The following is a 21,931-nucleotide window of genomic DNA, read 5'->3' on the forward strand; positions in this document are numbered from 1 at the left end:
GACGAGTGAGAAACCGTTGGTGTAGGCGAAGGACATGCGAAAGGTCCGGCGTAGAGGGTAAGACCCCCGTAGTCGAAACATTAACGGCTCGTTTGATTGATACCCAAGTAGCACGGGGCCCGAGAAATCCCGTGTGAATCTGGCGGGACCACCCGCTAAGCCTAAATATTCCCTGGTGACCGATAGCGGATAGTACCGTGAGGGAATGGTGAAAAGTACCCCGGGAGGGGAGTGAAATAGTACCTGAAACCGTGTGCCTACAAGCCGTGGGAGCGTCGGATGGAAGTTTTCTTTCATCTCGTGACTGCGTGCCTTTTGAAGAATGAGCCTGCGAGTTTGCGGTGTGTTGCGAGGTTAACCCGTTGTGGGGGAGCCGTAGCGAAAGCGAGTCCGAATAGGGCGGTGGAGTAGCGCGCTCAAGACCCGAAGCGGAGTGATCTAGCCATGGGCAGGCTGAAGCGCGGGTAAGACCGTGTGGAGGGCCGAACCCACCAGGGTTGAAAACCTGGGGGATGACCTGTGGTTAGGGGTGAAAGGCCAATCAAACTCCGTGATAGCTGGTTCTCCCCGAAATGCATTTAGGTGCAGCGTCGTGTGTTTCTTGCCGGAGGTAGAGCACTGGATAGGCGATGGGCCCTACCGGGTTACTGACCTTAGCCAAACTCCGAATGCCGGTAAGTGAGAGCGCGGCAGTGAGACTGTGGGGGATAAGCTCCATGGTCGAGAGGGAAACAGCCCAGAGCATCGACTAAGGCCCCTAAGCGTACGCTAAGTGGGAAAGGATGTGGAGTCGCAGAGACAACCAGGAGGTTGGCTTAGAAGCAGCCATCCTTGAAAGAGTGCGTAATAGCTCACTGGTCAAGTGATTCCGCGCCGACAATGTAGCGGGGCTCAAGCGTACCGCCGAAGTCGTGTCATTGCGATATTAACCTCTAACGGGGGTCGTGATGGGTAGGGGAGCGTCGTCTGCCGGGTGAAGCAGCCGTGTAAGCGAGTTGTGGACGGTTGGCGAGTGAGAATGCAGGCATGAGTAGCGATTCACACGTGGGAAACGTGTGCGCCGATTGACTAAGGGTTCCTGGGTCAAGCTGATCTGCCCAGGGTAAGTCGGGACCTAAGGCGAGGCCGACAGGCGTAGTCGATGGATAACCGGTTGATATTCCGGTACCCGCTGTGGAGCGTCAAACATCGAATCCAGTGATGCTAAGGCCGTGAAGCCGCCCTGGAGCCTTCGGGTGAAGGGGAGTGGTGGAGTCGCTGAACCGAGTTGGTAGTAGGTGAGTGATGGGGTGACGCAGGAAGGTAGTCCAGCCCGGGCGGTGGTTGTCCCGGGGTAAGGGTGTAGCCCGAGTGGTAGGTAAATCCGCCGCTCATTGTGGGTGAGACCTGATGCCGAGCCGATTGTGGTGAAGTGGATGATCCTATGCTGTCGAGAAAAGCCTCTAGCGAGTTTCATGGCGGCCCGTACCCTAAACCGACTCAGGTGGTCTGGTAGAGAATACCGAGGCGTTCGGGTGAACTATGGTTAAGGAACTCGGCAAAATGCCCCCGTAACTTCGGGAGAAGGGGGGCCACTTCTGGTGATCCAATGTACTTGGTGAGCTGGGGGTGGCCGCAGAGACCAGCGAGAAGCGACTGTTTACTAAAAACACAGGTCCGTGCGAAGCCGTAAGGCGATGTATACGGACTGACGCCTGCCCGGTGCTGGAACGTTAAGGGGACCGGTTAGTCAGGATTCGTTCTGGCGAAGCTGAGAACTTAAGCGCCAGTAAACGGCGGTGGTAACTATAACCATCCTAAGGTAGCGAAATTCCTTGTCGGGTAAGTTCCGACCTGCACGAATGGCGTAACGACTTCTCGACTGTCTCAACCATAGGCCCGGTGAAATTGCACTACGAGTAAAGATGCTCGTTTCGCGCAGCAGGACGGAAAGACCCCGGGACCTTTACTACAGTTTGATATTGGTGTTCGGTTCGGCTTGTGTAGGATAGGTGGGAGACTGTGATGCATGCACGCCAGTGTGTGTGGAGTCGTCGTTGAAATACCACTCTGGTCGTGCTGGATGTCTAACCTGGGTCCGTGATCCGGATCAGGGACAGTGTCTGATGGGTAGTTTAACTGGGGCGGTTGCCTCCTAAAGGGTAACGGAGGCGCCCAAAGGTTCCCTCAGCCTGGTTGGTAATCAGGTGTTGAGTGTAAGTGCACAAGGGAGCTTGACTGTGAGACCGACGGGTCGAGCAGGGACGAAAGTCGGGACTAGTGATCCGGCGGTGGCTTGTGGAAGCGCCGTCGCTCAACGGATAAAAGGTACCCCGGGGATAACAGGCTGATCTTCCCCAAGAGTCCATATCGACGGGATGGTTTGGCACCTCGATGTCGGCTCGTCGCATCCTGGGGCTGGAGTCGGTCCCAAGGGTTGGGCTGTTCGCCCATTAAAGCGGTACGCGAGCTGGGTTTAGAACGTCGTGAGACAGTTCGGTCCCTATCCGCTGTGCGCGTAGGAGTCTTGAGAAGGGCTGTCCCTAGTACGAGAGGACCGGGACGGACGAACCTCTGGTGTGCCAGTTGTTCTGCCAAGGGCATGGCTGGTTGGCTACGTTCGGGAGGGATAACCGCTGAAAGCATCTAAGCGGGAAGCCTGCTTCGAGATGAGGGCTCCCACCCACTTGATGGGGTAAGGCTCCCAGTAGACGACTGGGTTGATAGGCCAGATATGGAAGCCGGGTGACCGGTGGAGTTGACTGGTACTAATAGGCCGAGGGCTTGTCCTCAGTTGCTCGCGTCCACTGTGTTTGTTCTCAGGCAACGAACAGTTGTGCTGGCTGAACAGCTCTACTACTCAATTGAAGAGTGTGCTTGTTCGCTGCTCTGTTCGCCCCCGTTGTCATGGCGGGGAACTGATAGGGTTTCGGTGATCACAGCGTGAGGGAAACGCCCGGTTACATTTCGAACCCGGAAGCTAAGCCTTACAGCGCCGATGGTACTGCAGGGGGGACCCTGTGGGAGAGTAGGACGTCGCCGAACAATCTTTGAAGGACCCTTGGTCCCAGCGTTCACGCTGGGACCAAGGGTCCTTTTTGTTTTTCCGAAGCGCACCGGGTACCCGGCTGCGTGAGAATAGCTGCGGTGCCTAAGACAGGAGTCCCCCATGTCCCCGAACTCTTCCGACGAGCGACCGGAGCGCGAGCAGCGCCGCCGGGACGGTGGTGACCGGGACGGACACCGTGGGCGCCGCGACGGCGACCGGCGTGACAACGACCGTGGCGGATATGGCCGTAGGGATGACCGCGGCGGATTCCGTGGGCGTGACGACCGCGGTGGCCGGCCCGGCTTCCGGCGTGACGACCGTCCCGGAGGCCCGCGGCGCGACGACCGCGATCGTGACCGCGACCGTCGGGATGATCGCCGGGACGACCGAGGCGGGTTCCGGCGTGACGACCGCCGCGACGACCGTCGGGATGGCAGGCGGGATGACCGCCGTGATGAGCGGGGTGGTCGGCCGCCGTTCCGTCGTGACGACAGGCGGGATGACCGCGGTGGGCCCAGGCGGGATTTCCGCCGTGACGACCGTGACCGTGACCGGGATCGCGACCGCGACCGGGGGGACCGTGGCTTCCGTCGTGACGACCGCGATCGTGACCGGGACCGTGACCGCAGGGGTGAGCGCCGTGATGACCGCGGGGGATTCCGGCGGGATGAACGGCGGGACGATCGCCGGGACTTCGGTCGCCGGGACGATCGGGGTGGGTTCCGCCGCGATGACCGGCGTGATGAGCGTCGGGACGACAGGCGGGATGATCGTCGGGATGAGCGGGGTGGTCGGCCCCCGTTCCGCCGTGACGATCGGCGGGACGATCGGCGTGGCAGGGACTTCGAGCGTCGGGATGATCGCGGTGGGTTCCGGCGGGACGAGCGCCGTGACGACCGGGGCGGATTCCGCCGGGACGAACGCCGTGATGACCGCGGTGGGTTCCGGCGTGATGACCGGCGCGATGACCGTCGCGACGATCGCCGTGATGACCGGGGCGGATTCCGGCGCGACGACCGGCGGGACGACCGGCGGGACGGCGATCGTGGTGGGTATGGGCGTCGGGATGATCGGGGTGGGTTCCGGGGGCGGGATGGTCGGTCTTCGGGGCCGCGGCGGGATGATGGGCGTGGGCGGCCGGGGGGTTACCGGGGTCGGGACGACCGTCGGGATGATCGGCGTGGTGATGACCGGAGTGGTGGGCGGTTCCGGGATGAGCGGGAGCGGGAGCCCGTCAAGCGGTTGCCGATTCCGGAGGATGTGACCGGCGAGGAGATCGACAAGGACGTACGGCAGGAGTTGCAGAGTCTGCCCAAGACGCTTGCCGAGGATGTGGCGCGGAACCTGGTGATGGTGGCGCGGCTCATCGATGAGGATCCCGAACAGGCCTATGCCTACGCGAAGATCGCGCTGCGGTTGGCTTCGCGGGTGGCTGCCGTACGGGAGGCCGCGGGCTTTGCCGCCTATGCGAATCAGGCCTTCTCCGAGGCGCTTGCCGAGTTCCGGGCGGCGCGTCGGATGACGGGGCGGGTGGAGTTGTGGCCGGTGATGGCCGACTGCGAGCGGGGGCTCGGCCGGCCGGAGAAGACGCTGGACATGGCGGGGGCGCCCGAGGTGGGCAAGTTGGACAAGGCCGGGCAGGTCGAGATGCGGCTGGTGGCTGCCGGCGCGCGGCGTGACATGGGCCAACTCGACGCGGCCATCGTCACTTTGCAGAGCCCCGAGCTGGCGTCGAACTCCGTGCAGCCGTGGACCGCGCGACTGCGGTACGCGTACGCGGATGCGCTGATGGCGGCGGGGCGTACGGATGAGGCGCGGGAGTGGTTCGCCAAGGCCGTCGAGTCGGACAAGGACGGGAGTACGGACGCCTCCGATCGTCTTGCGGCGCTGGACGGGGTGGAGTTCGTGGACGCGCTTGACGATTCGGAGGACTCGGTGGAGGCCGCCGAGGCCGAGCCGCAGCCCGCCGCACCCGCACCTGGCGACGCGGACGCCGAGACGGAGACAGACGCAGACAGCGACGAAGAGGTCGACGAAGAGGTCGACGAAGAGGTCGAGGAAGAGGCCGTGGCCGAGTCGGTTTCCGAGGAGTCGGTGACCGTTTCGGAGGCTGTTGCGCCGGTCGGTGTCCCCGAGTTCCGCGAGCCGCAGCAGGTGGCTGAGGAGAGCGCGGAGGACGAGTCCGGGAAGGACGGTGCTGGTGAGGCGCGGGGCGGTGAGCGGGATGTGGCTGAGGGCGAGGTGCGCTGAGTCGTAGCCGACCGGCCGGCTGGTCGATCGTCGGGATGAGTGTCGGACGGTGAAGGGCCGCCCGGCTTCCCTCTGGGGAGTCGGGCGGCCCTTCGGTGTGTGTGCCGGTCAGCGTTCCAGGGTGAGGCTGCGGAGGACGAGGCCGGTGGCCGGTTTGGGGCCGAAGGAGGTGGACTTGCGGGGCATGGTGACGCCCTGCCGGGCCAGTTCGCGGACCACGTCCTCGCGTACCGGGTGCATCAGGACGGCGGTGCTGCCGTCGTGTTCGGCCTTGGTGACGGCGGCGGTGGTGTCGTGGATGTAGGCGATGTGCTCGGGGTCGTCGGGGATGTGCCAGACGTGGTCGAGCAGGGTGGCGTGCAGGACGGTGGCGTCGAGGGAGCGCCAGGCCTCCGGGCGGCCGGTGGGCACCGTACGGGAGAGGAGGGCCGGGTCGGGGCGGTCCACCAGGTGGTAGGTGCCGTCGCCGGTGAGGAGGAAGGCGTTGCTCTCGGCGGCGGCTTCGGCGAGGTGGTCCATGGCCCGGTCCAGGGGGCCGTCGAGTCGGCGTACCCGGAAGTGGCCGGCGAGGGCGGTGCGGGCCTTCTGCGGGGGCAGTCGGTGCAGCAGGCGGTGGATGGCGCGGACCCGGAGCGGGTGGCGGGTGGTGTCGACGAGGAGGACCAGGCCGTGGTCCCAGGGGCCGGGCGCGGAGTGCTCGGCGCGTAGCCGCAGATAGGTGGCCCAGCGGTGGTGGCCGTCCGCGATGAGGGCCTGATGGCGGGTCAAGTCCTCGTGGACGGCGGCGAGTTCGGCCGGATCGGTGAGGGACCAGAGGCGGTGGTGTACGCCGTCCTCGGTGGTGGTGGCGAGTAACGGGGCGCGCTGGGCGGTGCGTTCGACGACGGCCGCGGCGCCGGTGGTGGTGCCGTCGCCGCGGTAGGTGAGCAGCAGGGGTTCCAGGTTGGCGTCGGTGGCGCGCATCAAGTCGGCGCGTTCCGCGACGACTTGGGGCATGACGTCCTCGTGGGGGAGGACCACGCCGGCCGCCGGTTCGGAGAGGCGGAGGGCGCCGATGATGCCGCGTTGCAGGAGGTCGCCGCTGCGCTGTTCGTAGATGTACAGGGCGGGTTCGGGGTCGGCGTTGAGGACGCCTTCGGCGAGCCAGCGGCCGAGGGTCTCGGCGGCCTGATCGGAGCGGGCCTCGGCGGTGGCGCCCTGCGGGAGGATCAGCCGGACGATGTTGTGCGGGTCGGCGGACTCCAGGTGGTGCAGCCCGTCGGGCCGTACCACCACGTCGTACGGCGGTGAGGTGACGGCGGAGAGGCTGCCGACGTGTTCCGGGACGTAGCGGATGCCGCGGAACGGGATCAGGTCGAGGCCCTGGCCGGCCGCAACGGAAGCCGGGCGTCCCCCCGGACCTGGCGAAGTCATTGGGGCATCGTATGCGGGTGACGGGGTGCGGGATGATCGGGGGGAGGCAGGCGAGACGAGGAGTGTGTACGTGATGAGCCAGAGCGGCGGCACCGGGGTCAGGACCCGGCCGGGGGCGAGTGGTCGTGAGCTGCACCGGGTTTATGACACGGCGCTGCTGGACCTGGACGGAGTGGTGTACGCGGGGGGTGCGGCCATCGGGTACGCGGTGGAGTCGCTGGCGGTGGCCCGTGGGGCCGGGATGCGTCTGGCGTATGTGACGAACAACGCGCTGCGCACCCCGGAGGCGGTGGCCGCGCATCTGACGGAGTTGGGGGTGCCGGCCGCACCCGGGGATGTGATCACCTCGGCGCAGGCGGTGGCCCGGCTGATCGCGGACCAAGTGCCGCCCGGGGCAAGGGTGTTGGCGATCGGCGGCGAGGGGCTGCGGGTGGCGCTGCGGGAGCGGGGCCTGGTGCCGGTGGATTCGGCGGACGACGATCCGGCGGCGGTGGCGCAGGGGTACGGCGGTCCCCAGATGGCGTGGGAGCGGCTGGCGGAGGCGGGGTACGCGGTGGCGCGGGGGGTGCCGTGGTTCGCGTCCAACACGGATCTGACGATTCCGTCGGGGCGGGGCATCGCGCCGGGGAACGGGGCGGCGGTGGAGGTGGTGCGGATCGCCACCGGGGCGGAGCCGCAGGTGGCGGGGAAGCCGCTGCCGCCGATGCACCGGGAGACCGTGCTGCGGACCGGCGCGGAGCGGCCGCTGGTGGTGGGGGACCGGCTGGACACCGATATCGAGGGCGCGTTCAACGGCGGGGTGGATTCGCTGCTGGTGCTGACCGGGGTCACCGATGGGCGGCACCTGCTGGCGGCCGTGCCGCGGCACCGGCCCACCTATGTCGACGCGGATCTCCGGGGGCTGCTCACCGGGCAGCCGGAGGTGACGGAGGACGGGGACGGCTTCCGGTGCGGGGGCTGGTGGGCGCGGGCGGGGCGGGCGGAGCTTCAACTCGACGGGGACGGGGGGCCGTTGGACGGTCTGCGGGCGTTGTGTGCGGCGGCCTGGACGGATGGCGGTGACGGTGCCTGCGGGTTGGACGGCTCCAAGGCGCTGGCGCGGCTGGGGGTGTGAGGGGGCGTCGAGGGGAGGGCTCGGGCCGCCGAGGACAGCCAGGGGCGAGCCGCCAAGAACGGTTAGGCTAACCTAACCTTCGTGTGGGTCGAGAGTCCTCCGGAAGTCCGTGCCGCGGTCGATGCCGTGCCGCCGCCGCCGCGACGGCGCGCGGTGCGGGCCGTCGGGCTGGTGGTCGCCGCGGCCGTACTGGTGCTGGTCGCGGTGGCGAGTCTGGCCGTCGGGGCCAAGCCGCTCGCGCCGGGCGACGTCTGGCACGGGCTCTTCGCGGACAGCGGGAGCTACGCCGACGCCGTCGTACGGGCCCGGCTGTCCCGGACCCTGCTGGGACTGCTGGCCGGGGCGGCGCTGGGGCTGGCCGGGGCCGTGCTCCAGGCGCTCACCCGCAATCCGCTCGCCGACCCGGGGCTACTCGGTATCAACGCGGGGGCGTCCGCCGCCGTGGTCACCGCGATGACCTACTTCGGTGTCACCTCGCTCACCGGCTATGTGTGGTTCGCGTTCCTCGGTGCGGCGGCCGTCGGCGTCCTGGTCTACGCGGTGGGCGGCACCCGCGGCGCCACCCCGGTACGCCTGGCGCTGGCCGGGACCGCGCTGACCGCCGCGCTCAACGGCTACCTCCAGGCCGTGATGATCACCGACGGGGCGGCGCTGGGGAAGATGCGCTTCTGGACGGTCGGCTCCCTCGCCTCCGCCAATCCGCAGACCGTACGGCAGGTGCTGCCGTTCCTGGTCGTCGGCACCGTGATCGCGCTGGCCCTGGCCCGGCCGCTGAACGCGGTCGCGCTCGGGGATGACACCGCCCGCGCACTCGGCGCGAGTCTGGGCCGCACCCGCGCCCTGTCGATGCTGGCGGCGACCCTGCTGTGCGGGGCGGCGACCGCGGCCTGCGGGCCGATCGCCTTCGTCGGCCTGATGGTGCCGCACCTGGTGCGCTTCTTCACCGGCCCCGACCTGCGCTGGATCCTGCCCTACGCCACCGTGCTCTCGCCGGTGCTGCTGCTCGGCGCGGACGTCCTGGGGCGGCTGGTGGCGCGGCCCGCGGAACTCCAGGTCGGCATCGTCACCGCGGTCATCGGCGGCCCGCTCTTCATCTACCTGGTACGACGGCGGAGGACGGCCCAACTGTGAAGGCTCAACTGTGAAGGCCCCACTGTGAAGACACTGCGTACCCGGGGCGGGCTCTCGGTGCGGTTTGAGGTGCGGGCGGCCGTCGTCGTGGCGCTGCTGCTGCTCCTCGCGCTGGCCGCGGCCGTCGTCCTCATCGGCACCGGCGACTTCGCCATCCCCGCCGCGGATGTGCTGCGCACCCTCGTCGGCCGGGGCGACGCCGGGCAGGAGTTCATCGTGCGGGAGCTGCGGCTGCCGCGCGTCCTGGTGGGGCTGCTGGTCGGCGCGGCGCTCGGGCTGAGCGGCGCCCTCTTCCAGGCCATCTCCCGCAATCCGCTGGGCAGTCCGGACGTACTGGGGCTCGGGCAGGGGGCCACGGCGGGGGCGCTGGTGGTGATCGTGCTGTTCTCCGGTAGCGCGGCGCAGGTCGCGTTCGGGGCGCTGGCCGGTGGGCTGGTGGCCGGGCTGGCGATCTATCTGCTGGCGTGGCAGCGGGGCGTGAACGGCTACCGGCTGGTGCTGGTCGGTATCGGCGCGGCCGCCGTCCTCACCGCCGTCAACGGCTATCTGCTGACCAAGGCGGATCTGGTGGACGCGCAGCGGGCCGTGGTGTGGATGACGGGTTCGCTGGCCGGGCGGGACTGGGACCAGGTGTGGCCGCTGCTCGCGCTGTGCGCGGTGCTCGTCCCGGTGGCGCTGGCCAACGGGCGCCCGCTGCGGATGCTGGAGATGGGCGACGACACCGCGCACGCGCTGGGCGTACGGGTGGAGCGGACCCGGATGGTGCTGCTGGTGACGGCGGTCCTGCTGACGGCGGCGGCCACCGCGGCGGCCGGGCCGGTGGGTTTCGTCGCGCTGACCGCGCCGCAGCTCGCCCGGCGGCTGACCGGTGCGCCCGGCCCCCATCTGCCCGCTTCGATCGGTATGGGCGCCGCCCTGCTGGTCGTCGCGGACTGGGCCTCGCAGCGGGTGTTCGGCGCCGACCAGGTGCCGGTGGGCGTGGTCACCGGTGTCCTCGGCGGGGTGTACCTGCTGTGGCTGCTGATCTCCGAACGCCGGGCGGGCCGGATATGAACACCCGCCGTCCCGACCAGCCCCTCCACCCCACCAGGAGCGCCCAGTGAACCGGCTCACCGCTGAGGATGTGACCCTCGGCTACGACCAGCGCACCATCGCCGAGCACCTCTCGGTGGAGATACCCGACCACTCGTTCACGGTGATCGTCGGCCCCAACGCCTGTGGAAAATCAACCCTGTTGCGTGCCCTGGCGCGGATGCTGAAGCCGGCCGCGGGGCGGGTGCTGCTCGACGGGCGGGCGATCCACTCGCTGCCCGCGAAGCAGGTGGCCCGCACCCTGGGGCTGCTGCCGCAGTCGTCGCTCGCACCGGACGGCATCACCGTCGGCGACCTGGTGGCCCGCGGCCGCTACCCGCACCAGGGCCTGCTGCGCCAGTGGTCCGGCGAGGACGAACGCGTCGTGACCGAGTCGATGACCGCCACCGGTGTCGCCGAACTCGCCGGCCGCCGGGTCGACGAGCTGTCCGGCGGGCAGCGGCAGCGGGTCTGGATCGCCATGGCCCTCGCCCAGCAGACCCCGCTGCTGCTCCTGGACGAACCGACCACCTATCTCGACATCCAGCACCAGCTCGACGTCCTCGACCTGTGCGCCGCACTCCACGAGGAGCAGGGCCGCACCCTCGTCGCCGTACTGCACGACCTCAACCACGCGGCCCGCTACGCCAGCCATCTGATCGCGCTGCGGGACGGGCGGGTGATCGCGGAGGGCGCCCCCGGCGAGATCGTCACCGCCGAACTGGTGGCGGAGGTCTTCGGACTGCGGTGCCGGATCATCGAGGACCCGGAGACCGGCACACCCCTGGTCGTCCCCGCCGACCGCCGTACCCGCGCCGCCGCCCTCGCCTGAGACCGGTCCGGCGCTCGCGGTCGGCCCTCCGCTACAGCAGTTTGCGCAGCCGCAGCAGGTCGAGTGGGCCGGCGTGCAGGCGGACGCGGCCGGCTGCCAGGGCGCGGGGGAAGGGCAGCAGTCCGTCGACCATCGCCACCAGGTCGTCGCTGCTCGTCGCCAGGCGGATCTGGGCCCGGTCGGCCGGGGGCCCCGGCGCCTCGTCCAGTACCTCGATCCGGCCGCCGTGCAGCCGTCCGGTGAACGTCAGGTCCAGGTCGGTGAGATGGCAGCTCACCGAGCGGTCCAGGGACGCCGCGGTCCGCACCTCCGTGCCCGCGCCGGTCAGCGCGTCGGCGAGCTGGTCGAGGGCGGTCCGGCACCGGTCGATCGTGGCCATCGGGCGATGTTATGTCAGAGCCGCGCGGTAGCGTCGTGGCATGAACGACAGCACGGCGGGCCCCGCGGACGGCGCCCTCGACGACGCCCGGCCTCCGGCGGCCGACCCGGCCCCGGCCCCCGGCGAGCGGCCCTGGGCCGAGGGCGGGACGGAGGCCGGGGTGTCTGCGTTGGACCCCGCGCCGCCCGCCCCGCTGGGTGTGGCGCGCGCGGACACCGGGCAGCCCGAGGTGGACGCCGTACTGCGGAGGCTGGCCGATGTCGACCACCTCGCGACCGAAGGCCATCTGGAGGTGTACGAGGAGGTGCACCAGGGCCTGCGCTCCGCACTCACCGGACTCGACACCCGCCCCGGCCCCCCACCACCCCGCTGACCGCCGCCCCGCACCCCGTCATCCCGCGTCCCGAAGAGGCGGCGCGCCGACCGAACAGGAGCTGAACCGAACGTGGCAGGAGTGGCACGCCGCCGCCTCGACGCCGAGCTGGTCCACCGGAAACTGGCCCGATCCCGGGAGCACGCCGCCCAGTTGATCGCCGCCGGCCGGGTCTCCGTCCGCGGCATCACCGCGACCAAGGCCGCCACCCAGGTGGAGACCAGCGCCCCCGTCGTCGTCTCCCGCGATGACGACGACCCCGACTACGTCTCCCGCGGCGGACACAAACTCGCCGGCGCGCTCGACGCGTTCCGGCCCCTGGGCCTGCGGGTCGAGGGCCGCCGCGCGCTTGACGCGGGCGCCTCCACCGGCGGCTTCACCGACGTCCTGCTGAGAGCCGGCGCCGCCCAGGTGGTCGCCGTCGACGTGGGCTACGGCCAACTCGCCTGGTCCCTGCGGAGCGACGACCGCGTCACCGTCAAGGACCGCACCAACGTACGGGAGTTGACGCTGGAGGCGATCGACGGGGAACCGGTGGGGCTGGTCGTCGGTGATCTGTCGTTCATCCCGCTCGGGCTGGTGCTGCCCGCGCTGGTGCGGTGCGCGGCGCCGGACGCCGATCTGGTGCTGATGGTGAAGCCGCAGTTCGAGGTGGGCCGCGAACGGCTCGGCAGCGGCGGCGTGGTGCGCAGCGCCCAGCTCCGCGCCGAGGCCGTCCGCGGCGTCGCCGAGCAGGCCCGGGGCCTCGGCCTCGGGGCGTGCGGGGTCACCGCCAGCCCACTGCCCGGACCCGCGGGCAACGTCGAGTATTTTCTGTGGCTGCGAGCCGGTGCGCCCCCGCTGGACCCGGCCGACGTCGACCGTGCAGTGGCGGAGGGACCGCGTTGACCCAGGGCCGAGCTCGTACCGTTTTCCTTCTCGCGCACACCGGGCGGCCCGCCGCCGTCCGCAGTGCCGAACTCGTCGTGGAAGGCCTCCTCGGGTCCGGGCTCGGGGTACGGGTACTGGAGTCGGAGGCGGCGGACCTGCCGCTTCCCGACAGTGTGGAGCTCGCCCCCGCGGCCACCCCCGCCTGCCTCGACGGCTGCGAACTGCTCATCGTCCTCGGCGGGGACGGCACCCTGCTGCGCGGCGCCGAGTTCGCCCGCGCCTCCGGGGTGCCGATGCTCGGCGTCAACCTCGGCCGGGTCGGCTTCCTCGCCGAGGCCGAACGCGACGACCTGCACCGGGTGGTCCGCCGCGTCGTCACCCGCTCCTACGAGGTCGAGGAGCGGATGACCATGGACGTGGTGGTGCACCGCAACGGCGATGTGGTGCACCGCGACTGGGCGCTCAACGAGGCCGCCGTCCAGAAGGTCTCCCCGGAACGCATGTTGGAGGTGGTGCTGGAGATCGACGGGCGGCCCGTCTCCGGCTTCGGCTGCGACGGCATCGTCTGCGCCACCCCCACCGGCTCCACCGCCTACGCCTTCTCCGCCGGCGGGCCCGTGGTGTGGCCCGAGGTGGAGGCGCTGCTGATGGTGCCGATCAGCGCGCACGCCCTGTTCGCCCGGCCGCTGGTCACCTCGCCGACCTCGGTGCTCGCCGTCGAGGTCCAGCAGCACACCCCGCACGGCGTCCTCTGGTGCGACGGGCGGCGCACCGTCGAACTGCCGCCGGGGGCCCGCGTCGAGGTGCGCCGCGGCGCCGTACCGGTGCGGCTGGCGCGGCTGCACCACGCCTCGTTCACCGACCGGCTGGTCGCCAAGTTCGCCCTGCCGGTCTCCGGGTGGCGCGGCGCCCCGGGCTGACGCCACCCCCGCGGGTGACACGGCCCCCCGCCACCTGCATCTTCACCGAACCCGGCCGGGGCCCGTCGCACAGCGCCCCCGTGACCTCGTAAGGTCGAGGGCGTGTTGGAGGAGATGCGGATACGGTCGCTCGGAGTCATCGACGACGCGGTGGTCGAGCTGTCACCCGGTTTCACCGCGGTCACCGGCGAGACGGGCGCGGGCAAGACGATGGTCGTCACCAGCCTGGGCCTGCTGCTCGGCGGGCGCGCGGACCCGGCCCTGGTGCGGATCGGCGCGCGCAAGGCCGTGGTCGAGGGGCGGATCAGCCTGCCGGACGCGGCGCCCGCCGCGGCCCGCGCCGAGGAGGCCGGGGCCGAACTCGACGACGGCGCGCTGCTGGTGAGCCGTACTGTCTCCGCCGAGGGGCGCTCCCGGGCTCATCTCGGCGGCCGGTCGGTGCCGGTCGGACTGCTCGCCGAGATCGCCGACGAACTCGTCGCGGTACACGGCCAGACCGACCAGCAGGGCCTGCTGAAGCCCGCCCGGCAGCGGCAGGCCCTGGACCGCTACGCCGGGGACGCCGTCGGCAAGCCCCTCACCGCGTACGCCGCCGCCTACCGCAGGCTGCGCGCCGTCACCGCCGAGCTGGACGAGATCACCACCCGGGCCCGGGAACGCGCCCAGGAGGCCGACCTGCTGCGCTTCGGGCTGGACGAGGTCGCCGCGGTCGAACCCCGCCCCGGTGAGGACACCGAACTCGCCGCGGAGGCCGAGCGCCTGGGCCACGCCGAGGCCCTCGCCGCCGCGGCCACCGCCGCCCACGCCGCCCTCGCGGGGAACCCGGAGGACCCGGAGGGCGTCGACGCGGGCACCCTGGTGGCGGGCGCCCACCGCGTCCTGGACGCGGTCCGCGCCCACGACCCGGCGCTCTCCGCACTCGCCGACCGGATGAGCGAGATCGGCATCCTCCTCGCCGATGTCGGCGGTGAACTCGCGGGCTACGCCGACGACTTGGACGCCGACCCGCTGCGGCTGGCCGCCGTGGAGGAGCGCCGCGCCGCCCTCACTCAGCTCGTCCGCAAATACGGCACCCCGGCCCCCGGCGAGGACGGCGCCGAGGGCGTCACCGCCGTACTGGCCTGGGCCGAGCAGGCCGCGGCCCGGCTCACCGAACTCGACGGCGACGACGACCGGCTCGGTGAACTCACCGCGGAACGCGACGCGCTGCACCTCGAACTCGCCCGGTCCGCACGCGAGTTGACCGAGGCGCGGACCGAGGCTGCGGCGCGCTTCGCGGCCGCCGTCACCGAGGAACTGGCCTCCCTCGCCATGCCGCACGCCCGGGTCACCTTCGATGTGCGCCAGCACGAGGACCCGGACGGGGTGGAGATCGACGGACGCACCCTGGCCTGCGGTCCGACCGGCGCCGACGAGGTGGAGCTGCTGCTCGCCCCGCACCCCGGCGCCCCGCCCCGGCCCATCGCCAAGGGCGCGTCCGGCGGTGAGCTGTCCCGGGTGATGCTCGCGGTGGAGGTCGTCTTCGCCGGGACCGACCCGGTGCCGACGTATCTCTTCGACGAGGTCGACGCGGGTGTCGGGGGCAAGGCCGCGGTGGAGATCGGCCGCCGCCTCGCCCGGCTGGCCCGCTCCGCGCAGGTCGTGGTCGTCACACATCTGCCGCAGGTGGCGGCCTTCGCGGACCGGCAGTTGCTGGTGGAGAAGACCGACGACGGCAGCGTGACCCGCTCCGGGGTGCAGATCCTGGACGGGGAGGACCGCGTCCGCGAACTGTCCCGGATGCTGGCCGGGCAGGAGGACTCCGAGACGGCCCGCGCCCACGCCGAGGAACTCCTCGCCACCGCCCGCAGCGAGCCCTGACCACCAACTACCTTGAGGACGAAGGGGATTCGGATGCGGGTCGGCCCCCTGCTCACCGCCGCGGCCACCGCCCGCACCGGGCTCGCCGCACTCCGCCGCACCGCACCCGGCGGCCGGGAGCGCTGGCAGCGGACCAACCACCGCGGCCACCCCGTCGACCTGTACGCGGGCCCCGCCACGGCGGCCGCCCTCACCGCCGCCGCCCTCCCGGTCCGCGGCGCCGGCCCCGCCGCCGCGCTCGCCGTACTGGGCGCCGCGGCCTGCCGTGCCTATGACGATGTGGCGGGGGCGGACGATCCGCGCCGTGGATTCGCCGCCCACCTCGGGGCGTTGGCCGAGGGCGAGGTCACCAGTGGCGTGGTGAAACTCTTCGGGGTGACGGCCGCCGCGCTCGCCGCCGGGGTGCTGCTCAAGCGGCGGCCGGTGGACCGGCTGCTCGCCGGGGTGGTCATCGCGGGCGCCGCACACTTCGTGAACCTGGTCGATGTGCGCCCCGGCCGGGCCACCGCCGCCGCTCTCGCCCTCGGCGCCCCCGGGGTCCTGCGCCCCGGCCCCGGCGGGGAGTTGGCCGCGGCCGTCGTCGGCGCCGCCGCTGCCGTACTGCCCGACGACGCCGCGGCCCGCACCATGCTCGGCGACACCGGCGCCCATGCACTCGGTGCCGCCCTCGGTACGGCCGTCGTCGCGGGCAACGGGCGTACCGGACTGCTGCTGCACGCCGCCGTGTTCACCGCGGCCGCGGTCTGCGGTGGGCGGGTCAGCGCACTGGCCGGGGGCGGGGTGGAGGCTGTCGCGGCCGGTCTCCGTGGAGCCTGTGGTTCCGCTCACTCATGTGAGTGAAACCCGTGGTCGCCGGGCTGCCCGGCCGTCCACCGGCGTACCGCGCATCTCCCGGGCCTCGGGCCAAATGACATGCTGTGCACTGCACTTCGGCCACCACGCTGGTGCGGTACGTTCGTCCGCGCCCCGGCGTGCCACCCGTCCGCCAGTCCCGCCGTCGAACACCAGGAGCCCCGGCCACGTGACCAGTCACGCACCGCACGGCCGCCCGCCGCTGCACGCCGTGCAGGTGCTGGCGGCGTCCGACACCGCCACCGGCGGCCCGGTGCGGACCCTGGCCGCGGGGCTCACCGCCCGCGGTGTGCGGGTCACGGTCTGCGCGCCCGAGGAGGCCGAGCGCGCCCTCGGATTCACCGGCACCGGCGCCCGGCACCGGCCGCTGCCCGCCCGCGGCTCCCGCCCGTCCGCCCTGGCGCTGCTGAGGGGCGTCTGCACCGGCGCCGATGTGGTGCACGCCCATGGTCTGCGTCCGGCACTGCGTGCCGCGTTCGCGCTCCGCGGCCGCCCCGTCCCGCTGGTGGTGACCTGGCCCTCCACCACCCGTCCCGCGGCCGCGCCCTGGCGGCGCGTCCTGGAACGGCGGGCCGCCCGCGCCGCCTCCGTGGTGCTGGGCGCCTCCCCGACCGTGGTGGACGGCGCGCGGGCCAGCGGCGCGCGGGACGCCCGCCTCGCCGCCACCCCGCTGCCCACCGCCCCCGCCCGCCCGGCGACCGACCCGGACGGCGAACGCGACCGGCACAAGATCCGGGCCGAACTCGGCGCCATGGGCCGCCCGTTGCTGTTCTGCGCGGCCCCCCTGGAGGCCCGCGCCGGGCTGCTCGCGCTGCTCGACGCGGCCCGCGCCTGGCGCCGCCGCGACCCGGCGCCGCTGCTGCTGATCGCCGGCGAGGGCCCGCTGCGCCCCACCCTGACCCGCCGCATCCGCGACGAACACCTCCCGGTACGCCTGCTGGGGCTGCGCTCCGATGTGCCGCGGCTGGTGGCCGCCGCCGATGTGGCGCTGCTCCCCGCCGGCCGGGAGGCGCGGCCGCTGCTCGCCCAGGAGGCGCTGCGGGCCGGGGTGCCGCTGGTCGCCGCCGCTGCCCCGGCCCTGGCCGAACTGGTCGTGGACGGCGCCGAGTTGGTACCGCCGGACGATGCGGCGGCCCTGGCGGCGGCGGTGTCCCGGCTGCTGTACGACGCGGACCGCCGTACCGCCCTCGCCGCCCGCGGCCTCGCCCGCGCCGCCGACTGGCCCACCGAGGACTCCTGGGTCGGCCAGCTCCTCAGCATCTACGACGAACTGACCGGCCGCAGCGCGTAGTTGGTGCCCCCTCTCAGCCCAGGTGCCGGCGGGCGCGCAGGGCGAGGCTGAGGGCCAGTACGGTGTGCGGGTCGTCCAGGTCGGTGCCGAGGATGTCGCCGATGCGGGCCAGCCGGTTGTACAGGGTCTGCCGGTTGAGGTGGAGTTCGCGGGCGGTCTCCGCCTTGCGCCCGGCGTGCGCCAGATGGGTCTGGAGGGTCGGCAGCAGGGGCTGCCGGGAGCGCCGGTCGTGCGCCAGCAGCGGCCCGATCGCCCGGTCCACGAACGCCGCCAGATCCGGGTGGTCCCGCAGCCGCCACAGCAGCAGGTCGATGTCGAGGCGCCGGGCGTCGTACCAGGGCCGGTCGCCGAGCCCCTGCGCCGCGGACGCGGTCTCCGCGGCGTGCCGCAGTCCCGCCGAGGCCGCCGCCCAGCCGCCCGCCACCCCGGCCACCACCACCGGCCGCGCCGCCCCCGCTGCTCGCGGCCCGGCCCGCTCCACCCCGGCCCGTAGCGCCGCCGCCACCCGGTCCGCCACCGCCGTACGCTCCGACTCCGAGCGCAGCCCCAGCAGCAGCGGCACCCGGCCCTCCACCGGCCGCACCCCCAGCAGTACCGGCACCCCGACCGCGGCCAGTTCCTCCGCGACGGCGCGGGCCAGGACCGACCAGCCGCCGGGGGAGAGGTCCACGGCGCCCGCCGGGAGCCGCATCACCATCGGCAGCAGCGGCGTGTCCCCGGGCCGGAAGCCGAGTACCCGGGCCTGGGCGGGTGCGTCCTCGGCGCTGACGCGGCCCTCGGCGAGGTCGTTGAGGAAGTCGCCCCGGCCGCGGGCGGCCAACTCGTCCTCCTGTCTGGCCTGCATCAGGACCACGGCGAGGCTGCCCGCGGCGCGTTCCGCGGCGATCCGGTGCACCGGCCCGAGCCGCCCGTCCACCGGCAGCAGCACCAGCCTGGCCCGCACCGGACCGCCGCCACCGGGGCCGGGCGGCCCGTCGCCCGGCACGTCCACCAGCAGCGAACCGGCCGGGGGGCCGTCCTCGCGGGCGGCGGGGGTGCCGCGCAGCCGCTGCCACACCTGGAGCGGGTCGGCGCACTCCTCGGGGGTGCCGCCCGCGGCGTACAGCAGCCGCCCGTCGGCGCTCTCCAAGAAGACCGGGTTCCCGGCGAAGTCGGCCAGTACGGCGAGGACTTGGGGGATGCCGCCACCGCCGAGCAGGGCCCGGGTGCAGCGGCCGTGCACCTCCTCCGCCTGCCGCAGCAGCGCGTAGTGCCCGTTGACGATCTCGGTGTGGATCTCCTCGGTGACCGTCACGAACGGCACCTCGCGGTGGAGCTGCACCAGCGGCAGGCCCGCACCACGCGCCGTCTCCACCAGTGCCGCGGGCAACCGGTCGAAGCGCGTCCCCAGCTCCACCACCAGGGCCGCGATCCCGCGCCGCGCCAAGTCCCGTACGAAGGCGCGCTGTTCGGCGGGGCGGGTGCCGAGGCCGAGGCCGGTGGTGAGGAGGAGTTCGCCGCCCTTGAGCAGGGAGGCGATATGGGGCACTTCGCCCGCGTGTACCCAGCGCACGGTGCGGTGCAACTGCTCTGTCCCGGCGACGACTTCGGGCAGCCCGCCGCGCAACCCGGGGAGGTCCAGGGCGCGTTGCACGGTGATACCGGCGGAGCCCGGGTCGGCTGACTCGCTCATGCGCGGACGCTACCGCGATGGGAGGATCAGGGGACCCACTTCAGACCGGAGGCGCAGATGAGCGTGCTGATCAGACCGGCACGGGTGACGGAAGCCGGGCCCCTCAGCGAGCTGGCACTTCGCTCCAAGGCCCACTGGGGCTACGACGCCGACTTCCTGGCGGCGTGCCGGGACGAACTCACCGTGCGCGCCGAGGAGTTCGGAGACGGACGCACCGCGGTGGCCGAGCGGGACGGCCACATCCTGGGCTTCACCACCCTGGGGGGAGAGCCCCCGGCCGGCGAGCTGCGCATGATGTTCGTGGAGCCGGGGGCCATCGGCCGGGGGATCGGCCGCCTGCTGTTCCAGCACACCCTCGCGGCCGCGCGTGACCAGGGATTCGCCCGGCTCACCATCGACTCCGACCCCAACGCCGAGCCCTTCTACCGGGCGATGGGCGCCGTCCGTATCGGAGAAGTCCCCTCCGGCTCCATCGCCGGCCGGGTGCTGCCCCTGATGTCCGTCACCATCCCCCGCTGAACCGGCGCCGGTTGAGGCCGCGGTCCGGAGCCCCGCCCCAGCAGGGGACGGGGCTCCGAAGTCGTACCGAAGGCTCAACCCCCGTACGCCCCGCTGGCGGTCAGGCGGAGGGCGGTGTCGATGAGGGGGACGTGGCTGAAGGCCTGCGGGAAGTTGCCGACCTGGCGCTTCAGCCGCGGGTCCCACTCCTCGGCGAGCAGCCCGAGGTCGTTGCGGAGCGCGAGCAGCTTCTCGAAGAGCTTGCGCGCCTCGTCGACCCGGCCGATCATCGCCAGATCGTCCGCGAGCCAGAACGAGCAGGCCAGGAAGGCCCCTTCGTCGCCCTCCAGGCCGTCCACACCGGCGTCGCCGCCGATCGTCGGATAGCGCAGGATGAAGCCGTCGGAGGTGGACAGCTCCCGCTGGATCGCCTCGATGGTGCCGATGACGCGCTTGTCGTCCGGCGGCAGAAAGCCCATCTGCGGGATCAGCAGCAGCGAGGCGTCCAGCTCCTGGGAGCCGTAGGACTGGGTGAAGGTGTTGCGCTCCTTGTCGTAGCCGTGCTCGCACACATCGCGGTGGATCTCGTCGCGCAGGGCCCGCCAGCGCTCCAACGGGCCTTCCGCGTCACCGGATTCGATGAGCTTGATGGTGCGGTCGACGGCCACCCAGGCCATCACCTTGGAGTGCACGAAGTGGCGGCGGGGGCCGCGGACCTCCCAGATGCCCTCGTCGGGCTCGTCCCAGTGGTCCTCCAGATAGCTGATCAGCTTGAGCTGGAGCACGGAGGCGTAGTCGTTGCGGGCCAGGCCCGTCATATGGCCGAGGTGGAGGGCCTCGGTGACCTCGCCGTAGACGTCGAGCTGGAGCTGCTGGGCGGCGCCGTTGCCGACGCGGACCGGGCGGGAGTGCTCATAGCCGGGCAGCCAGTCCAACTCGGCCTCGCCCAGCTCCCGTTCACCGGCGATGCCGTACATGATCTGCAGGTTCTCCGGGTCGCCGGCGACGGCGCGCAGCAGCCACTCGCGCCAGGCGCGGGCCTCGTCGCGGTAGCCGGTGCGCAGCAGCGAGGAGAGGGTGATCGCGGCGTCGCGGAGCCAGGTGTAGCGGTAGTCCCAGTTGCGCACCCCGCCGATCTCCTCCGGCAGGGAGGTGGTGGGAGCCGCGACGATCCCGCCGGTGGGCCCGTAGGTGAGGGCCTTCAGCGTGATCAGGGAGCGCACCACGGCCTCCCGGTACGGCCCGTGGTAGGTGCACTGCGACACCCACTCCCGCCAGAACTCCTCCGTCGCCTCCAGCGCGCCCACCGGCTCCGGCAGCGCGGGGGCCGGCCGGTGCGAGGGCTCCCAGGAGATGGTGAACGCCACCCGCTCACCGGGGGAGACGGTGAAGTCGGAGTAGGTGGTGAGGTCTTCGCCGTAGGTCTCGGCGTCGGTGTCCAGCCACACCGAGTCCGGTCCGGCCACGGCGACGGTGCGCCCGTCGAGCTTGTGCACCCACGGCGTGATCCGCCCGTAGCTGAACCGCATCCGCAGCGCCGAGTGCATCGGGACCTGCCCGCTGACGCCCTCCACGATCCGGGTCAGTTGGGGTGCTCCGTCCCGCGGCGGCATGAAGTCGATGACCCGCACCGTGCCGCGGGGGGTGTCCCATTCGGATTCCAGGACGAGGGAGTCGCCGCGGTAGCCGCGCCGGGTGGCGGCGGGCGGTTGGGCGCCCGCCGCGTGGGCCGGGCCCAGTCTCCAGAATCCGTGCTCCTCCGTACCGAGCAGGCCAGCGAATACGGCATGGGAGTCGAAGCGGGGCAGGCACAGCCAGTCGACTGTGCCGTCCCGGCAGACCAGTGCCGCGGTCTGCATGTCTCCGATGAGTGCGTAGTCCTCGATACGCCCGGCCACGTACATCTCCAGTCAAACGGCCACGTCACCGCCCGGGCTCCGGGCGGCATCCGCTGGGTGCGGTCAGGGGGGAAACCGGCTCCGGGGCCGGTTCGGGGATCGATCTATCGAGTATGTGCAAAGTGCCTGGTTACAGGCGCCGACGACGGCTGTGACCGCGAACGAACGAGGGGTGGTGTCCGCCCGCCGGCCGGCCCTCCGGCGGCAGAGTGTCCGAAGAGGATACGACGCTGCAAGGGGCTCCGCGCAGTTCCTCCGAGGAACCCGGCGTCTCTGATCGCGTGAGTGCCGCGGAACCCGCCCGACCCGTCTCCCTGGGGCACCGGACGGGTGCGGAGAGTGGCCGGAAGCAGTCGCCTGTGGGCGCTGTTACCCTGGTAGCCCGTGGACCGGTGGGCTCCGACGGAGCGGTCGAGACCCCCGAGCCGCAGCGAAGGCACCCCCGGAGCAGTCCGCAGTCTCCGGAGCCGTGCCGCTCC

Annotated in this window: 17 protein-coding genes and 2 rRNA genes; 15 read left to right on the forward strand and 4 right to left on the reverse strand. The window is 71.7% G+C overall.

Annotated features, from left to right (window positions below; translation table 11 throughout):
• The 4 genes from ACFVST_RS17355 to ACFVST_RS17370 all read left to right on the forward strand — a co-directional run.
• Nucleotides 1-2,771 (forward strand): 23S ribosomal RNA (locus ACFVST_RS17355); the annotation flags it as partial.
• A 136-nt stretch (nt 2,772-2,907) separates the two neighbouring features.
• Nucleotides 2,908-3,024 (forward strand): 5S ribosomal RNA (rrf, locus tag ACFVST_RS17360).
• Nucleotides 3,025-3,206: 182 nt separating this feature from the next.
• Nucleotides 3,207-4,292 carry a hypothetical protein gene (locus ACFVST_RS17365; RefSeq protein WP_390152078.1) on the forward strand — a complete coding sequence of 362 codons (1,086 nt, stop codon included), beginning with the start codon at nt 3,207-3,209 and terminating at the stop codon, nt 4,290-4,292.
• Entirely contained in the window at nt 4,271-5,278 is a 1,008-nt protein-coding gene (locus tag ACFVST_RS17370) for a tetratricopeptide repeat protein (protein WP_390152080.1), read from the forward strand. The genes ACFVST_RS17365 and ACFVST_RS17370 overlap by 22 nt, the downstream gene beginning before the upstream one ends.
• Nucleotides 5,279-5,386: 108 nt before the next feature.
• On the opposite strand, the gene ACFVST_RS17375 is transcribed toward ACFVST_RS17370, so the two are convergent.
• Nucleotides 5,387-6,691 carry a DUF1015 domain-containing protein gene (locus tag ACFVST_RS17375; protein WP_390152082.1) on the reverse strand — a complete coding sequence of 435 codons (1,305 nt, stop codon included), beginning with the start codon at nt 6,689-6,691 and terminating at the stop codon, nt 5,387-5,389.
• A gap of 73 nt (nt 6,692-6,764) precedes the next feature.
• Between ACFVST_RS17375 and ACFVST_RS17380 the strand changes: the two genes are divergently transcribed.
• From ACFVST_RS17380 to ACFVST_RS17395, 4 genes are all read left to right on the forward strand, one after another.
• On the forward strand, nt 6,765-7,805 hold the full coding sequence (locus ACFVST_RS17380) for an HAD-IIA family hydrolase (protein ID WP_390152085.1): 1,041 nt from the start codon (nt 6,765-6,767) through the stop codon (nt 7,803-7,805).
• Between the two features lie 81 nt (nt 7,806-7,886).
• Complete coding sequence (locus ACFVST_RS17385) at nt 7,887-8,936, forward strand: FecCD family ABC transporter permease (protein WP_390152088.1); 1,050 nt, start codon at nt 7,887-7,889, stop codon at nt 8,934-8,936.
• A gap of 24 nt (nt 8,937-8,960) precedes the next feature.
• Nucleotides 8,961-9,989 (forward strand): FecCD family ABC transporter permease, encoded by a 1,029-nt coding sequence (locus ACFVST_RS17390; protein WP_390152090.1) that lies wholly within the window; start codon nt 8,961-8,963, stop codon nt 9,987-9,989.
• A 46-nt stretch (nt 9,990-10,035) separates the two neighbouring features.
• A complete protein-coding gene (locus ACFVST_RS17395) occupies nt 10,036-10,839 on the forward strand; it encodes an ABC transporter ATP-binding protein (RefSeq protein ID WP_390152093.1) in 804 nt (267 codons plus the stop codon).
• Nucleotides 10,840-10,870: 31 nt separating this feature from the next.
• Here ACFVST_RS17395 and ACFVST_RS17400 read toward each other — a convergent pair whose 3' ends face one another.
• Nucleotides 10,871-11,218 carry a sterol-binding protein gene (locus ACFVST_RS17400; protein WP_390152096.1) on the reverse strand — a complete coding sequence of 116 codons (348 nt, stop codon included), beginning with the start codon at nt 11,216-11,218 and terminating at the stop codon, nt 10,871-10,873.
• Between the two features lie 40 nt (nt 11,219-11,258).
• Between ACFVST_RS17400 and ACFVST_RS17405 the strand changes: the two genes are divergently transcribed.
• The 6 genes from ACFVST_RS17405 (at nt 11,259) to ACFVST_RS17430 (ending at nt 17,384) form a co-directional block, all read left to right on the forward strand.
• Nucleotides 11,259-11,591, forward strand: a complete 333-nt coding sequence (locus ACFVST_RS17405; RefSeq protein WP_390152099.1) for a hypothetical protein — start codon at nt 11,259-11,261, stop codon at nt 11,589-11,591.
• A gap of 72 nt (nt 11,592-11,663) precedes the next feature.
• Entirely contained in the window at nt 11,664-12,479 is an 816-nt protein-coding gene (locus ACFVST_RS17410; RefSeq protein WP_390152102.1) for a TlyA family RNA methyltransferase, read from the forward strand.
• The gene (locus ACFVST_RS17415) at nt 12,476-13,381 is read left to right on the forward strand and encodes an NAD kinase (RefSeq protein WP_390152105.1); all 906 of its coding nucleotides are present in this window, start codon (nt 12,476-12,478) and stop codon (nt 13,379-13,381) included. Before ACFVST_RS17410 ends, ACFVST_RS17415 begins: the two co-directional genes overlap by 4 nt.
• Before the next feature lie 114 nt (nt 13,382-13,495).
• Nucleotides 13,496-15,241, forward strand: coding sequence for a DNA repair protein RecN (recN, locus tag ACFVST_RS17420; RefSeq protein WP_390152277.1), 1,746 nt, complete (start codon nt 13,496-13,498; stop codon nt 15,239-15,241).
• A 33-nt stretch (nt 15,242-15,274) separates the two neighbouring features.
• Nucleotides 15,275-16,081, forward strand: coding sequence for a hypothetical protein (locus tag ACFVST_RS17425; RefSeq protein ID WP_390152107.1), 807 nt, complete (start codon nt 15,275-15,277; stop codon nt 16,079-16,081).
• A gap of 181 nt (nt 16,082-16,262) precedes the next feature.
• Nucleotides 16,263-17,384, forward strand: a complete 1,122-nt coding sequence (locus ACFVST_RS17430) for a glycosyltransferase family 4 protein (protein WP_390152110.1) — start codon at nt 16,263-16,265, stop codon at nt 17,382-17,384.
• Nucleotides 17,385-17,397: 13 nt separating this feature from the next.
• Here the strand turns inward: ACFVST_RS17430 and ACFVST_RS17435 are convergent, their stop codons facing one another.
• The gene (locus ACFVST_RS17435) at nt 17,398-19,056 is read right to left on the reverse strand and encodes a PucR family transcriptional regulator (protein ID WP_390152113.1); all 1,659 of its coding nucleotides are present in this window, start codon (nt 19,054-19,056) and stop codon (nt 17,398-17,400) included.
• 57 nt (nt 19,057-19,113) lie between these two features.
• Here ACFVST_RS17435 and ACFVST_RS17440 point away from each other — a divergent pair, with 57 nt between their 5' ends.
• The gene (locus tag ACFVST_RS17440; protein WP_390152116.1) at nt 19,114-19,575 is read left to right on the forward strand and encodes a GNAT family N-acetyltransferase; all 462 of its coding nucleotides are present in this window, start codon (nt 19,114-19,116) and stop codon (nt 19,573-19,575) included.
• Between the two features lie 74 nt (nt 19,576-19,649).
• Here ACFVST_RS17440 and ACFVST_RS17445 read toward each other — a convergent pair whose 3' ends face one another.
• Nucleotides 19,650-21,458 carry a glycoside hydrolase family 15 protein gene (locus tag ACFVST_RS17445; protein WP_390152119.1) on the reverse strand — a complete coding sequence of 603 codons (1,809 nt, stop codon included), beginning with the start codon at nt 21,456-21,458 and terminating at the stop codon, nt 19,650-19,652.
• Nucleotides 21,459-21,931 lie beyond the last annotated feature (473 nt).

Source organism: Streptomyces sp. NPDC058045 (assembly GCF_042885635.1).
Taxonomy (GTDB): Bacteria; Actinomycetota; Actinomycetes; order Streptomycetales; family Streptomycetaceae; genus Streptomyces.